This is a genomic window from Paenibacillus sp. 01T424 (genome assembly GCF_056398745.1).
Genome location: NZ_JBFTPZ010000065.1, coordinates 1 through 15,299 on the forward strand (window position 1 = coordinate 1; position 15,299 = coordinate 15,299).

General features: G+C 44.1%; 11 protein-coding genes and 2 pseudogenes. 3 read left to right on the forward strand and 10 right to left on the reverse strand.

Features of this window, described 5'->3' with window-relative positions; translation table 11 throughout:
• The coding region (locus AC1DPK_RS31295; RefSeq protein WP_477512690.1) for a SpoVR family protein at positions 1-701 on the forward strand (701 nt) is incomplete at its 5' end.
• Between the two features lie 90 nt (positions 702-791).
• On the opposite strand, the pseudogene AC1DPK_RS31300 reads toward AC1DPK_RS31295, so the two are convergent.
• Positions 792-1,033, reverse strand: a pseudogene (locus AC1DPK_RS31300) (IS3 family transposase); the annotation flags it as partial.
• A gap of 396 nt (positions 1,034-1,429) precedes the next feature.
• Positions 1,430-2,692 carry an erythromycin esterase family protein gene (locus AC1DPK_RS31305; RefSeq protein WP_441886647.1) on the reverse strand — a complete coding sequence of 421 codons (1,263 nt, stop codon included), beginning with the start codon at positions 2,690-2,692 and terminating at the stop codon, positions 1,430-1,432.
• 293 nt (positions 2,693-2,985) lie between these two features.
• Here AC1DPK_RS31305 and AC1DPK_RS31310 point away from each other — a divergent pair, with 293 nt between their 5' ends.
• Complete coding sequence (locus AC1DPK_RS31310; protein WP_441886650.1) at positions 2,986-3,165, forward strand: hypothetical protein; 180 nt, start codon at positions 2,986-2,988, stop codon at positions 3,163-3,165.
• A gap of 400 nt (positions 3,166-3,565) precedes the next feature.
• Here AC1DPK_RS31310 and AC1DPK_RS31315 read toward each other — a convergent pair whose 3' ends face one another.
• A complete protein-coding gene (locus tag AC1DPK_RS31315) occupies positions 3,566-3,736 on the reverse strand; it encodes a hypothetical protein (RefSeq protein WP_441886653.1) in 171 nt (56 codons plus the stop codon).
• A 514-nt stretch (positions 3,737-4,250) separates the two neighbouring features.
• Between AC1DPK_RS31315 and AC1DPK_RS31320 the strand changes: the two genes are divergently transcribed.
• Complete coding sequence (locus tag AC1DPK_RS31320; protein ID WP_441886716.1) at positions 4,251-4,460, forward strand: spore coat protein; 210 nt, start codon at positions 4,251-4,253, stop codon at positions 4,458-4,460.
• Positions 4,461-5,140: 680 nt separating this feature from the next.
• On the opposite strand, the gene AC1DPK_RS31325 is transcribed toward AC1DPK_RS31320, so the two are convergent.
• From AC1DPK_RS31325 to AC1DPK_RS31355, 7 genes and pseudogenes are all read right to left on the reverse strand, one after another.
• The gene (locus tag AC1DPK_RS31325; protein WP_477512691.1) at positions 5,141-6,214 is read right to left on the reverse strand and encodes a Ger(x)C family spore germination protein; all 1,074 of its coding nucleotides are present in this window, start codon (positions 6,212-6,214) and stop codon (positions 5,141-5,143) included.
• On the reverse strand, positions 6,211-7,293 hold the full coding sequence (locus AC1DPK_RS31330; RefSeq protein WP_441886656.1) for a GerAB/ArcD/ProY family transporter: 1,083 nt from the start codon (positions 7,291-7,293) through the stop codon (positions 6,211-6,213). The genes AC1DPK_RS31325 and AC1DPK_RS31330 overlap by 4 nt, the downstream gene beginning before the upstream one ends.
• Positions 7,286-8,608, reverse strand: coding sequence for a spore germination protein (locus AC1DPK_RS31335; protein WP_477512692.1), 1,323 nt, complete (start codon positions 8,606-8,608; stop codon positions 7,286-7,288). Before AC1DPK_RS31335 ends, AC1DPK_RS31330 begins: the two co-directional genes overlap by 8 nt.
• A 357-nt stretch (positions 8,609-8,965) precedes the next feature.
• Positions 8,966-9,196, reverse strand: a pseudogene (locus AC1DPK_RS31340) (manganese catalase family protein); the annotation flags it as partial.
• A gap of 176 nt (positions 9,197-9,372) precedes the next feature.
• Positions 9,373-11,505 (reverse strand): assimilatory nitrate reductase catalytic subunit NasC, encoded by a 2,133-nt coding sequence (gene nasC / locus AC1DPK_RS31345; RefSeq protein WP_441886662.1) that lies wholly within the window; start codon positions 11,503-11,505, stop codon positions 9,373-9,375.
• Positions 11,490-13,640, reverse strand: coding sequence for a nitrite reductase large subunit NirB (gene nirB / locus AC1DPK_RS31350; RefSeq protein WP_441886665.1), 2,151 nt, complete (start codon positions 13,638-13,640; stop codon positions 11,490-11,492). The genes nasC and nirB overlap by 16 nt, the downstream gene beginning before the upstream one ends.
• 28 nt (positions 13,641-13,668) lie before the next feature.
• On the reverse strand, positions 13,669-14,931 hold the full coding sequence (locus tag AC1DPK_RS31355) for a molybdopterin molybdotransferase MoeA (RefSeq protein WP_441886668.1): 1,263 nt from the start codon (positions 14,929-14,931) through the stop codon (positions 13,669-13,671).
• Between the last annotated feature and the right edge of the window lie 368 nt (positions 14,932-15,299).

Below are 15,299 nucleotides of genomic sequence, written 5' to 3' on the forward strand. Positions count from 1 at the left end.
AAGATTATGAACGAAGGCTGGGCTTCGTATTGAAGATTATGAACGAAGGCTGGGCTTCGTATTGGCATCAGCGGATCATACGCGAGCTTGATCTGACTAGCGATGAAACGATTGAGTTCGCTAAGCTAAACTCTTCTGTCGTGCAGCCATCCCGGCATACCTTGAATCCCTATTATCTGGGCCTAAAAATATTCGAGGATATCGAGCGACGCTTCGATAACCCAACGAAGGAAGAACAAGCACGCTTCGGACGCGTTCCCTGCAAGGGCAGGGAAAAAATGTTCGAGGTACGCGAGCTTGATTCCGATATTTCGTTCATCCGCAACTACCTGACGAAGGATCTGGTTAATGATCTCGATCTGTACATTTTCGAGAAAAAAGGCCCTGAATGGAAAATTACCGATAAGTCGTGGGAGAAAATTCGCGATCAGCTTGTTTATTCGAAAGTAAACGGCGGATTTCCTAGCTTGATGGTCAAGGATGGGGATTTTAATCGTGTGGGTGAGCTTTATTTAATCCACGAGTATGAGGGTATGGAATTGGATCTGAAGTATGTGGAGCGTACGCTGCCTCATGTCGTTCAGCTTTGGGGCAAGAACGTTCATCTGGAGACTTTTGTTGAAGATAAGAAGATTGTGTTTAGTTGTGATGGGAATAAGACGAGTCGGAAGTTTGTTTGTTACGAGGATAATGCTTCTTAATTCTACATTTAAGAGCTATCATGTATAATGCTAATACCAAAAAACCAATCTCATTTGAAGTGACCCCATAAAGTTAGACAGTTTATTTTGCTAGGCGATTAGTTGGGCATGAGTTTGGTACTGTACCGGACTCATGCCCTTTAGTTTGGATTTAATCCGTTTGTGATTGTAATAATGGATGCATGTGTAGATCTCTTGTTTAAAATGTTCGATACTTTCAAACCCCTTTAAATAAAGGAATTCAGATTTCAAGATACCAAAAATTTCTCAATGACGGCGTTGTCGTTGCAGTTTCCTCAGCGGGACATGCTTTGTTTGATACCACGTTCTTTTTAGAATACTATTCTTCAATTCATCGTATGTGATAGCATCATGCCAAGAAACATTTATAACCCGGAATATTTATCATTCGGGCCTTATCCGACTGAGCTGACCTTCAATTAGGATCACCTCCTGCTCGATTCACATGCAGCGGATCTTCGCGAGAGGAGCGGCTTGCGCTGCAACAGCTATTCGTCATTTTCAGAGAATGTTTTTGCTGCAAGTCTAATAGTTGCAATTTTTTCGGCCTGTTGACTGTAAAGAATCCCGTATCTGACCGACCACGATAGCCTACATCGAGTCAATCTAGGACCGGTATGTGAATCTAAACATGTCGTCCATATGCTATATGGGATGCTTACTGTTATAAAACATCCCTTTTCCTTACACATAGGTTTGTCGAATGTTCAAATATGCAGAACCTCCTGCTTCAGAGGTGATAGTGCATGCGACTCGTCGATATAAATAAAAGCATCGTACCTTTGCGAAATGATAGAAGGAACGTAGTTACCCCGATCATGCCATGAATTGTACACCACGCCAATCGCCCGATGTCCGACTGGTTCAACAAAGAGAGACTCCTCTCGGTCAAAAAGAAGCATTTTATCAAAGGCGCCCGCACGATGCATTATATCCTCCCAGCTGTTCTGCTGGGCATCCGGCACCTTCATGGTCTTGATTTCCCCGCCCCATCGGTCGGACGCGGTAACGGTTCCCCGATGCGTACCAAAACCGACCACATATACTCGCTCTTCACCGTACTTCTCCCGGACCAACTGTCCTACATTTATCATTCCATCTGCGTTCATATCCGTTGCCCGCGCGTCGCCGATATGCGTATTATGCTCCCATACAATGGCCTTGGCTGCTTGGCCGTGATATGATTTAATCCTTTCCAATGCTTCGACCATATGATGGTCCCGTACGTTCCATGAATCGGGTCCTCCTCGCACCATCGACCGGAAGTATCGTTCGGCATTCACCGCGACCAAAGCATTCAGCTCATCGCTTAGCAACGCTTCATCACCGTTATCGCTTCGCTGTCTTCTGGTCTGAAGATTGTCCAGCAGCTTCACAACCTCTTCCTCGCAGCTTTCGGATAAAAATGCGGCGGATACCCCATAATTTTGTGGCTCTCGGCCATAAGGATCAAAGCAGGCAAAAGCTTTGCGAGCTGCATCCAGTTCCGGAGAACCCGTCTTTTCCAAATGCTTTAAAATTTCATCAATGGATTCCCACAAGCTATACACGTCGATGCCATAAAAACCGACCTTATTCTTTACTAATTGAAGCTTATTGTAATCATAAAGCCATTGCGTAAATTGCAAAATTTCTTCGTTTGCCCACATCCAGGTCGGCCAGCGGGTATAATTGCGAAGCGCTTCTCGGGCGTTTGACGCAGACCCGACATATTGTTTCACATAACGATTCAATGTATAACAAGACGGCCAGTCCCCCTCCACTGCGATAAAGGAGAATCCTTTCTCGGCAATCAACTTCTTGGATAACTCTGCTCTCCACGTATATAATTCAGCCGTGCCGTGAGATGCTTCTCCTAGCAATACAAAATCCGCATCCCCGATCGCTTGGACTAATGCGTCAAGATCGTCCACGCCTTCCAGCAGAACCATGGTGTCTCTAATTTTCCCCACTGCATTCTCGCTATTCATTCATGATCATGCCCCTATCCATTAGTGTCGCAGTACGATTTGCCATCATTATATCGTTTCCTGAGAAAACTTCATTATGTAGACAAAAGTGACTGATCTAAAACCTTAATTTTCGTCATCACTCGGCCGGTTTGGGAGTCTTAACTCACTTCTTACGTGCAAAAGACATCGGTATAACACCTTGGGTAGTTTGTTAAAAACGTACTTTGTCAAAGACAAATGAACGTCATAGGAAAGTGCCATTGCGAAAAACCAAGGAGCTAGAAAGGACAAACTATCCAGAAGGGAGCAAATTGAATCAAAAGAAAGAGGCGTGGCTACTTGCATTATTCGGGTTAGGATCAATAACAGGTACAGGATCGGGATTTATTTCTACTTGGTCTAGTTTAATAATCGAAAAAAGCTTATTCTCAGTTATTCTTAATTTCTTCCTAGCAGCTGTCGGTACTTTTTTTAAGTTTTTCAAGCCTTAACGAAAGTGTACGCCGAACACTCGGAGAAGGAATCATTCCTTATGTATCCAAGCTAGCTCATCCACGGTTGGTTATATTTGGTTATCCGAAATGCTTATTTTCGGTTGCCAATTGATAGCCATCGGTATATTTCGAAATTCCGGTCGCATATGCATACGGCCAAGAAAAGTCCCATTCGTATCCGCCCTAGAAGATTTAGAGAGGGTCTTAGGTAGCCGGAATAAAAGAACATATCATGTGACTCCGAGGATCATTTAACTGTAAGGGAGAGCGTATTGTATTTTTGAAACTCTCCGCGCCTGTATAGGTGAGTATGAAGCCTGAACTGCATATGAACTGCGAGGAAAAGGCTGTCGACAATCGGCAGCCTTACGAAAGTTACCTAAATCGAAATTCATTCCTATTCTGTTTCTTTCTTGGTTTCTTGATATGATCGACTAGCAGCTTGGATAATGTTTTCATCGATCTCGGATTCACCTTGAATTTCAACTGCTGCCTCAATTTGATTATTCAACTGCTCTTCGGTTTGTCCTATTTCATGCGCTCCTTGATGGTTTCTGCTTGTTGTCATTTATTATTTCCTCCCACTTTTAATTGGGCTATATAAGCCTTAATCTTACAATAAACAAAATGACAGTTGAATATGCGTCATGGATGGTTCCTCCATCATCAAAGGATCATCTGTATATAATCCATTGGGATCGGCATTCTAATTATGTTCGGCCAACTCTTGAAGGAGGAATGAACTTGACAGCACATTTAGGAGCTCACGAAACGGTGGAAGCTCATGAGATTTTGACGTCCACTATCAATGCAAGCTATATCGTCCTTATGCAAAGGATCCTAGAATAGCTCAAATAATGATTTGCGGTTAGTGAATACAATCTTGTCGTCCAAACATTACAAAACATGAATGGACAAAGACAACAAATGATGTCTCCTTCGGTTAATTACCGATTTCATGCCAATATACGGGCTTGATAATCCCGCTATGCAAAGCCCAAATATGTCCCCAGTACAGTTTGATGACATTTACTTGGACTTCATAAGGCATCGGCAACTATGAAAATAATTGCCACACTGGAATTGCTAACCCGCAGCTTAGAACAATAATGCAACAAGGAGCAATAAACTGCTCTGAGCAGGCATATGAAGTATGGCAATATATGAATCAATCTGGATATTTTCAAGTGCCAGCCATGAAGAAAATGACAATAAATATAGCCACTATAGCCACTATGAAACATCTAATTTTGCATCACCCAATGGCTTTAATCTATTTCAGCCAGAGATAAGAACCCAATAATCAAATTAAATATTCAACTAGACAGACTTGATGAACTAAATATTGGAAAATGAAATTTAGGAGGAGCCTGTAACCAAAAGAAGATTCACCTTATTTATTTTCTTTAATTGAATGAATGACTTTCAAGTGAGTTTTTTTAATTATCAGCTATTTAGTATATTAACCAAGTAATAGAGAACTTAAGAAATAATAGTGGTAGTGGGATTGCTGGCGAAGAAATAATAGGAGGAAATCAATGAAACCTGTCATTGATGTAGCAAAAGGAAAATCAGTCATAARGCATTCATTAAATGTAATATGCCCTATGGTCGAGATCAATTAATCTTCAAGTGATCTGGCATAAACCGAGATGCATAAGATAAAACCAGTTGTCATTTTAAAACATCCGGACACTACCATCGTACACTTGCTCAGTGAATACAAAGTGAAGGGTATGTTATATACTAGTTAATCCTTTGCAGGCTCAAAGAGCCCGAAGAACAAGTTTGCGCAGGATCCAACCCTATATCAATGGAGGTTCCAGCGACTCCAATGATTAAAATCCATTAACGAAAATCTACCCCTAGTTCACTAATTCTTGGGCTTTTTGAGGGTTGCGAACACATAAAGCGAAATTATTTCACAAAGCTACCTTCAAAAGATGTCTACAAATTTTAAAGAATATTCAGTTTATTCCCTCATTTTTATATCCCCGGTGTTCCGTATATCCACAACCGTCCGAAAATCAATAACTAGCTTAGGAAATAGTTGATTCTCCCATTCATCGATTTGACTCTGCGTGAGCTTCTTTCGAAAGATTACTCCGGTCATCAGAATGTCAGAATGTTCCTGTTTTATCTTGATGAATAGCAATTGAAACCGCTTTTCAAGGAGCTGTTCCAGTTCGCGCTTTAATATCCTGTTGTCCAAGACGTTCTTCGCTTTTGCCTCTAACACGATTGCTTTCAGTTCCATCGTACTTTTAATCTTCGGAGACCCTCCTTCCCATGAAGTCTGATTCTTGACATTCGCATCTACAATTTGTAAGCTAGCAGACTCTGTGACCTCGACGATTCCACTTATGAATCGGCCGTGAAATAGGTTATAAAGCATTGTTTCGTCCGAAGATATGAATCCGACCATTCGGTCATTATGAAATAATGCCGAACCTTCCATCTGAAACATGGTTTCGGTACCCTTATTGATAATGGGAAGCACGATATCCGCTGTAGGGGAAAGGATGTCCCTGTACACCTCCCAAGCATGAGTAAGCGCTATATTAGGGGTCCAGCCCGCGCTCGTATTGAACAAATCCAGCATCTCTGTGCTGCTTTCTTTGCGCTTCTTACTCTGATCGCTTATCAATTTGGCGACATTACCTCTTACAACAGCTAGTGTAACCTTCGATTTAAGTTCGCGTGCCCTCATAATATATTGAGTTATGTCCTCAATTCCCTTCTTTGCGAGAGCTTCGCTTACCAAGACAAGAGAGACATGAAGTAAGTCGATGCTTCTTTCCTCGTTCATCCTCATGCGGTCCAGTGCTTCGCTGAACGTATAGGCCTCTGCGTGAGCAGAGTAAAAACTGCCACTTAGAGGATCTGGTATCCTCAAACTAACAATATATGTGTTTTTTTCTTCATCCAGATCGACCCCCATAATAAGTGGGAGTAAGCGCTTATCTACTGGCTTTGAGTCCCAGCAACCTGTTAATGCCATGAGCATTGTGGTCATCGCAATGAAAGCTTTCGTCCATCGCTTCAATATTGAATTCGCCTCCCCTTGCCCTTCGTTATTCCGACGACAAATATTAGTAGTGGGATAAACCCGATACTGTACAGCCGTAATGGAGTGTCCAAGATAATTAGTTGTTCGATCATCTCCCAATCTGGAATTGATACCGATACCCAATACGCTAACAAGGTTACCGCCCAGCAGAGAACTTTAGTGGAAATCGGAACATACAGTTTGGCAAGCATAGTTGCAACCATCCATTGTAAGATCGAGCTATAGATAAATATAAAGGATAAGGTAGAGACCAAATAAAACATCGTAATTCTGTCAACAAAAAGCCATTCCAAATTTACTGTGTCCAGAGCACTAAGAAAAGGAAAGGGAAACCTCACCGCCGTGGCTGGACCAAAAATCAATAATGGAATATAATTAGCAAGAAAATACAAGGGTAGTAACGCCCCCATCGTACAGTACAGCATCAAGCGGAGACGTTTGGAAGAAAAATTGATTTTTGATGAAGTCATTCCTAGAAACAAGAAAGCCGAATGGGCAAGCATTCCTGTTAGGAAGCTCTCCTTCCTCCAAAAGGACGGTTCAATGTTCAATGGAAAAACAAAGTTCAGATTTGTGTTTTGAAAACAGGTCACTAAAGAAAATAAAATGAAAGGCAGAACGACAAACATAAGGATGACAGACCCCCGCATTATAGCTTTTAAGCCATGTATTGCTGCTTGCAAAGGGATGCCGAGCATGATTAGCAGTATCGCCCAAATCGGAGTCTTAGGCAAAAAAACAACCGTCACCAACTCCGCATGACTTCGGTTCAACAACACAAAACTCATAAAAAAATAAAAGACAAGTGGCAACAGCAAAATTCTTGCGGTCCATATACCGTACCTTCGAACTATCTCCGTCAAGTCTTCTCCCGGGAAAGCGGCGAGTCCGCTAAAATAAAATCGAAGGAAGAGAAGTTCAAGCGTAAACCCTGTCAATATGTACGCCCATTGTCCAAATCTTGCAATTTCGATCATGTTCTCTGGATATAGGAAAAAAATTAAACTGAGATGAACCGCGAAAAACGTAATCGTTATGCTCCAGCTTTTACTCATGACTTTCCTCCGGGTTTATATCTAAGCTTAGATAAGGCACTTGGAATGTGGTGATGCCCGATAGATAAAACAGCAACCAAACCAGACCGGCGAAAATTCCCAAAATACCGAAAATGGAGCCCAAAATAACAATTACATATTTAAACAAGCGAATCATTAAAGCATTCTGTAACCCGACAAATGTAAAGTTCGCGATGATCGATGCGGCTACGACGATCAACAGAAGATTGCTCACCAATTGCGCCTGAACGGCAGCTTGGCCCAAGATGATACCGCCAACCATCGTAATCGTCGGACCGATACTTTTCGGAAGCCGCACGCTTGCGCCTACGATCATTTCGATGAYGATTAGCATGAGCAGCATCTCGAAAAGAGGCGGATAAGGGACGCCTTCCCGGCTCTTGGCAACGGACAAAGCCATGTCGATTCGGAATAACTCCGGATTGATGTCGACGAATGCAACATAGAGCCCTGGGACAAGAAGCGCTATAAGCAGGCCCAGAATCCTTAACCCTTGTAGGAAAAGYGTTATGGATTCCTGCATATTCCTGTCGGAATAAATATTCCATAGGTCCATCAATTTCGGAGGGGCTATCAGCGCGTAAGGCATTTGATCAAGCAGCAACAACACTCGACCTTTTAACAAGAGTGCTACAGCCTGTTCCGGCATTTCTGACGTATAAAATAGCGGAACTGGACTCCATTTACGTTGACCCAATATTCGTGCTAGATCTTGGATATTTCCTACCTCTGTCTGACTCTGCTCCTCAAGCAAGGATACGATCTGGATCACTATATTACAGCTGTTCTTGCCCTGAATGTGACATACAGCAACCGATCGTTTTCTGACTACCCCCATTTCAAGTTGGCGAATGGCAAGTCTATCAGACCGCAAATGTATTCTTAGAATGCCGATATTGGAGTCTAGGCTTTCTGTGAAGGCGTCCGAGGCACCTTGAGTGGGACTTTCGCTTTGGGGCGTGTCGATAGACCTCTGCAAAGAACGGGAAGTAGGTTTTAAAGATAGGTTTCCTGTCCGGTGAACAAGGACCAAGTTGCCTATGAGGACTTCATTAACCGCCTCTGATTCGGATATGTTAGACTTGGACTCCATCTGAGGCGCCGTATTATCCCCCCCCTCCTTCGCATCAATCAACTCAGGGATCCTTTTCAACAAATCGAAATTTTGAGAGGTATCAACCAAACTTTTCAAATAACAGAGAGTCACTTGCCCTCCGTTTGTTTCCTTCATTTCGACCGCGAAATCATCGCTATGCGCGAAATGTTGTTTTAAGAACCTAACAAGGTGCGCCATTTTTTCCTAGTTTCCTCCAATCCGGTTGGACTGGTATTATGATTACCAGTTCAATCAAGAATTATTTCCCATAGTGCATCGGAACATCACTATAACACGGATCGATGGAAACCTTTGTAATAGAAATCTTCACAAATCGTGTAAACCCCCAGGGGTGGTGCGGAGCATACTTGCAGTATATGGAAGGAAATGGGGTAGAATTTCACCCCTCTATTTCCTACGCCTTCATGTTGCCTTGTTATTCAACAGTGGTACTGAAACTATCTTTTTCCGTATTTCTGTCAAATTGTACCGAGGGAGGTTAATATCAACAGTCAGCAAAAAACCTCCCCGCAGCACCCTGTAGAGAGGTTCCCACTAATAAAATATCTTCTCATCCCGCTTATCCTTAAGTATTTCCACCGCTTCCCGAAACCTCAGTGAATGCACAATCTCCCGCTCCCGTAAATACTTCAAGCTATCCTGCAGACCCACATCGTCTGTTAGATCAATCAGCCACTGATACGTCGCCCTAGCTTTCTCCTCCGCCGCTATGTCCTCATATAGATCAGCGATCGGATCACCTTTTGCTTGGATACGGCTAGCCGTTAGAAGGCAACTCTACACTTTATCGCTCGATAGAACCATATACTACCATATATATATATGGAGGTTTGTATCTATTTTTATATAACAAATTTTAAACCACTTCAAATAGCTTAGTTAGAAATACCGTTAGGTGGCTTTTGGATACAGAATGTTGAGATCTTATAACGGTTCTTCTTTTATTTCATCAAACGCAGCGGCGTAATCGCAACGGTCGAGGTTTTGAAGCCCGGCATTTTGCAGTTGGGATCAAGCTCGGGACTGGTTGCCTTATTCACGTTCTGAACGCCGCCCCAGTGCATGGGTACAAATAGAATATCCTCCATAATCTTATCGGTGATTCTGCTTCTAACGTTGAAGCTGCCTCTAAGTGAGGTCACCTCCACCCATTCGCCATCCTCTATACGATACTTTTGAGCGGTCTTCGGATGAATTTCAATATAGTTTTCGATATTTCGTGCAGCTAAAGACGGACTTCTACGTGTTTGGACACCCGTCAAGTAGTGAGACAGCACTCTTCCGTTCGTCATTGTTAGTGGATATTCTTCACAAGGTCTCTCCTGAGGAAAGCGATTTGCTACCGGCATAAAGATCGCTTTTCCATCCGAATGGGCAAACGAATCAGCAAACATTATTCCTTGATTTCCGTCCTCATCAATTGAGGCGCATGGCCAATACACGCCTCCCTCACGCCGTAATCTCTCATAAGTAATACCATAATAATCTGCTAATCCACCACGGCTTGCAAGTCGCAGTTCCTCAAAGATCTGTTCGGATGAATGGAAGGAGAAATGCTGTTGTTTCCCCATTCCTGCGGCAATTTGGCATAAAATAGACCAGTCATGCCTTGTCTCTCCGGGCGCAGTGATCGCAGTTTCTCTTAAAAGCACACGGCCTTCTAGATTAGTCAAAGTACCGTCATTTTCCAAGTATGCCGTCACTGGCAATACAACGTCTGCCAATTTCGCTGTTTCTGACAAAAACATGTCTGCAACGACTAAAAAATCTAAGTTTTGTAGCCCTTCCTCAACCAAATTGGCATTTGGATTAGATACGATTGGATTAGAGCCCATCACGAACAACGAACGAATAACGCGCTGATGAACAAGCTCCATCATTTCGTATGCGGACACACCTTTTCGCGGCAGCTCCGCAGGATCAATTCCCCAGACGCTAGCTACATATGCGCGGTCCTGTTCATCCTCTATATTCCTATACCCTGGCAATTGATCGCTTTTTTGACCATGCTCTCTTCCCCCCTGCCCGTTGCCTTGTCCGGTCACGGCGCCGTAGCCGCAGCCGGGTTTGCCGACTTTTCCCGTTGCGATTACGAGGTTCAAGAAGTTTCGTACCGCCATATGGCCATCAGTCTGCTGCTCTACGCCTCTCGCAGTGAAAATAATACCGGATTCCGCGCGTCCATACGCAATAGCCGCTTTTTGGATGGCAGTTTCTTTTAAGCCCGTTATATTTGCCACCTCATCCAGCTGAATGCTGGAGAGATGATCCTTTAATTCTGCAAATCCATTGGTTCTTTTAGTAATAAATTTTTCATCCATCAGCTTCTCATCAAGCAACACTTTCAGCAGTCCATTAGCAAGTGTAGCGTCCGTACCGGGCTTAAGCTGCAAATGGATGTCGGCAATCGCAGCCGTTGCCGTAACTCTCGGATCAATGACGATGATGATGGCTCCGTTTTCTTTTGCTTTTATGAAATAAGGCATCAACGTGGGCTGACATTCAGCTATATTCGTTCCTGCCAAAATAATGCACCGAGCAAGCGGAATATCGGATAATCGGCAGGTCAGCCCTCGATCGATGCCGAAGGTTTTGTTGCCAGCAGACGCTGCAGCTGACATGCAAAACCTACCGTTATAATCGATATACTTTGTTCCCAGCGCAATTCTGGCGAACTTCCCGAGCAAGTAGGCGCTCTCGTTAGTCAGAGATCCACCTCCGTATACACCAAGTGAATCAGGGCCATGATCCTTGCTGCTGATTTGGAATTTACTGCAAATTGCGTTTATTGCTTCCTCCCATGACGAAGCGACAAATTGGCCATCTTTCCTTACTAATGGCTGAAGCAGACGCTCTGGACTAATTGCATGCTGATGTGCATTCATGCCTTTCACGCATAGTCGTCCTTCCGAAGCAGCGTTAGCAATTCCTTCAATCACATAGGAAGGCCTGCTTGATTCTAGGACAGTCGGTTCTTTCGTTATGCGCATCTTGCATTGCACGCTGCAAAACGGACATTGCGTATCCATGACGAAGCCTGAATCCTTGCTCTTATGAATTAACGATTGCTGCATATACCCTCACCAAGTCCTTTCATCCTTTGTTGCACTGCGGCAGCAGTCTTTGCTCTACCAGCAAGCTCCATTCGGCAGCTGCTATCGAGCAGCCTTTCTCTAATCTCTATGATTCCTGCTCTTTCCAGCCATTTCCAAACCGGCTCGCCAAATTCGGCATATTCCCTGTATAGCTGGAGGCAAGCTAAAGACAGCGCTAATGCGAGTGAGTTTGTCTCTGCTACTGCGATAAGCTGCCCTTGCTTAACGGGGTGTTCTGAATGCCCGCCAACATAGATTTCCCACCCCGAAGGCGCTCCGGTGATTCCAATATCATGAACAAGTACTCCGGCCGGATTTTGAATGCTGGGTGAAATAGCCGCTTTCACTGGTGCCGGGAAAGGCAAGCTTGCGCAGCAGCTTTCTAGCTCGCTCCCAAGGGAAACCAAATCAAACTCAGCATGGATACCGCGTATTAAATCTAGATTTGCAGGGGCAGAGTTTATGCTAAAACTGTATTCAGCTGCGATATTTCTATCTAGATTAGCAGCCTGTGGATGATAAATAACTAAATAATAGTGCAGGGCAGAAGAGCAAACGGTGCAGCCGGATAAGATCTTCCAGCCTAATGATGTTTTCATTTCATGAACAGAAGACATCGGATTGGCAGCAATATGATGTTTCAGCGTCTCGTGACTGGCATCGGTGCATCTGCAAATTGGCGGAGCCGATGCTTTCAAAGCATCTTTGCCATGTTGAAGCGCATATTGGACGATCGCTGCGACGATGGGACGGCAGCCTCCGCAGGAGCTTGAGGCTTTCGTATGATCACGAACCTGCTCCAGCGTTAGTAGACCGTCTTCAATTACGGCGCACATGATAGCGGATTTGTCTACTGCATTACAGGCACATACCATCTCACGCTCTTGCATTTGAGCAGCTAGTTCATCTTTTGCACTGCCGCCTCCGGCGCTCGGAGGAGCAATAAGCTCCACAACAGCTGCTCTTCTATTCACTAAGCCAAGCAAGGCGGTTCCTTCCGCTGTATCGCCATACAATATAGCTCCGCGCACCGTACCTTCCTTCATCGTCACTTTTTTGTAAGTTCCGTGAATACCATCAAACTGCTGGATAGCGGTCTCTGCTTCTTCCGGACGAATTTCGCCGACTGAAAAAACCTCGACCCCTGAAACCTTGAGCTGTGCGTATGGAACGGAACCTAAGTAGGGCTCTGAACTATGTCCGCAAATACTTTTGGCCAGCACCTTCCCTTGCTCATAAAGCGGTGCAACTAAACCATAAGCGACGCCACGATGCTCCGCGCATTCACCAACGGCATATATATTGGGTTTGCTCGTTCGCATGTAATCGTCCACGATGATTGCTCTTTTAGTATCGATACCGCTCTTTTTGGCCAGCTCGACGTTTGGACGGATTCCTACGGAAATGACGATTAAATCTGCTTCTAATGAATCGCCGTTCGTGAAGCGTATTCCTTTAGCGCGATTTAATCCGGTAATGCTTTCCGTTTCCTTGCTGAGCCAGAATCGCATCCCTTGCTCTTCCAATTCTTTGCGAAGCATGTCGGATGACATACGATCGAGCTGACGATTCATTAAATAAGGCGCATTGTGAATGACATCTGTTTCCATGCCGAGATTTAACAAGCCTCGTGCAGCTTCAAGCCCTAGCAAGCCGCCGCCGATCACTGCGGCTTTCTTATATTTTTTTGAGTATTCGATCATCATCTTGCAATCGTCAATGTTACGGAACGAGATGACGCCAGATTTATGAACTCCTGCAATGGGCGGAATAAAGGCAGAAGAGCCGGTTGCTATAATGAGATGATCATAATCGGCACGAATGCCGGATATGGTCGTTACATATTGTGAATCTGAATGAATATGAGCGACAGTCTCGCCTTTAAAAAGACTTATTTCCCGTTCCACATACCAAGACCAATCATTAATTACTATGCTTTCAATGGAAGAGTCTCCTTGAAGCACCTTTGATAATAAAATACGGTTATAGTTCGGATGATGCTCATTGCCAAATACCGTAATTTGGAATTTATCTGGCGCAAGCTTGATGATTTCATCCACACATTTAATACCTGCCATTCCATTTCCTATAACGACTAGTTTCTCTCTACTCACCTATGCTCACATCCACTCGTGCAATTTCCTAGATTGTTAAAGAAACAAAACGAACCTCTTGCCCAGCTGACGCGCCAGCCCCCCCGGCTGGTATTTGTACGATAGCATTGGCTCTAGCGAAGGCAGCAACATTACCGGACTTATCATGACGCAGCGGCTCTACCATCCATTCCTTCTCCGAGCGATAGACAAATGCTCTCGCGTATCTTGGATAAGGGGACGGTTTAGCTATGGAATCGATTAAACGCCCTTCCATCCACTCGGTCCGAAAATCATTTCTTCCGATAGCCTTCAATATCGCAGGACGAAGCAGCAGCTCGACACCTGCAAAGCAAGCAGATGGATTCCCGGATAAGCAAATGAGAAGCTTAGATCCAAAATGATAGGCAGAGGTAGGCGTTCCCGGTCGCATGACAACTTTAGTAAACAAAGGTACGCCGCCGATGCTTTCCGCCGCCAGCTTTACGAAGTCGTAATCACCAACCGATACACCTCCTGTGGTTACGATCAATTCTGATTGCTCTAGCGCCGCCTTAAGCGCGTTTTCAATCGTTTTCAGGCAATCGGGTACGGACCTATGACGAATGACTGAGGCTCCAAGATCCCTAAGCCGAGCGCTTACCATGAAGCTGTTCGCGTCAAAAATTTTGCCGGATTGCAAGCTCTCGCCTGGCATGAGCAATTCATCGCCAACCGGAATAATTGTGACGAGAGGTTTTTTATATACCTGTACTTCCGTTTGCCCAAAAGAAGCTAAAATGGCGATTTCTTTCGATTTGATAGCCGTTCCGCGGTATAGCACCTTCATACCATTTCGGATATCCTCGCCCTTTTCGGCAATGTGTTGTCCTTTTACGTAAGCACGATCAATTTGAATGGATAATCCCCGTAGGTCCATACGTTCGCGTGCTGCTTCCTGCACTACAATCGTATCATAGCCAGCAGGCACGGGAGCACCAGTGAAAATACGAACCGCAGTCATCATTTTTGGCTCCATATCGTACATACGCTCTGATTGGCCTGACCGAATTTCTCCTTTAACCTGTAATAACACAGGCATTTCCTTGCTTGCACCTCCCGATGATGCGGCGTAAATGGCGTATCCATCCATTGCGGCTCGGCGAAAAGGTGGCAAGGAGAATGGGCTTTCAAAATCATGAGCAAGTACTCTGGATAGACAATCATCTAACGATACCGTCTCACAAATCGGCTCCTTCATTTCCCTTGTCAATTTCATTAAAGCGTTTGATACGGATGCCGTAAGCGGTTGAATTGGATTTAGGACCGACATGTTATCCCTCCAGCGAATGATTGGTACAAAAATGATCAGAAAAAGCCCTTTCCCGCATCTGGGAAAAGGCATCATTGCCGCAAGAGTTAGCACGCCATTGTGCTGTACTCGTTCTATAATGTATAGATTAGTTCATGTTAATTTACATGTCAATATATATAACACAATCTTAATCAATTTTTCCGAAAAATATTTTATGTAATATATATTGACATAAATATTACACCGCCCTATAATTCGAGTTGGGGTTACAAAGTTTGTGATCCAATGCATAAAAGTGGTCGCACAATGACGTGCCCCCTATGGCAATGAAGCCGCAATCCGTTCCTTAATAAGGACGGATTGCGGCTTTTTTAGTTGATTACAAT

Excerpts from the sequence above, each read along its gene's own strand:
- AC1DPK_RS31305 (WP_441886647.1), bottom strand. The coding sequence starts at position 2,692 with ATGAATAGCGAGAATGCAGTGGGGAAAATTAGAGACACCATGGTTCTG.
- AC1DPK_RS31315 (WP_441886653.1), bottom strand. The coding sequence starts at position 3,736 with ATGACAACAAGCAGAAACCATCAAGGAGCGCATGAAATAGGACAAACC.
- AC1DPK_RS31330 (WP_441886656.1), bottom strand. The coding sequence starts at position 7,293 with ATGAGTAAAAGCTGGAGCATAACGATTACGTTTTTCGCGGTTCATCTC.
- nasC (WP_441886662.1), bottom strand. The coding sequence starts at position 11,505 with ATGCAGCAATCGTTAATTCATAAGAGCAAGGATTCAGGCTTCGTCATG.
- AC1DPK_RS31355 (WP_441886668.1), bottom strand. The coding sequence starts at position 14,931 with ATGTCGGTCCTAAATCCAATTCAACCGCTTACGGCATCCGTATCAAAC.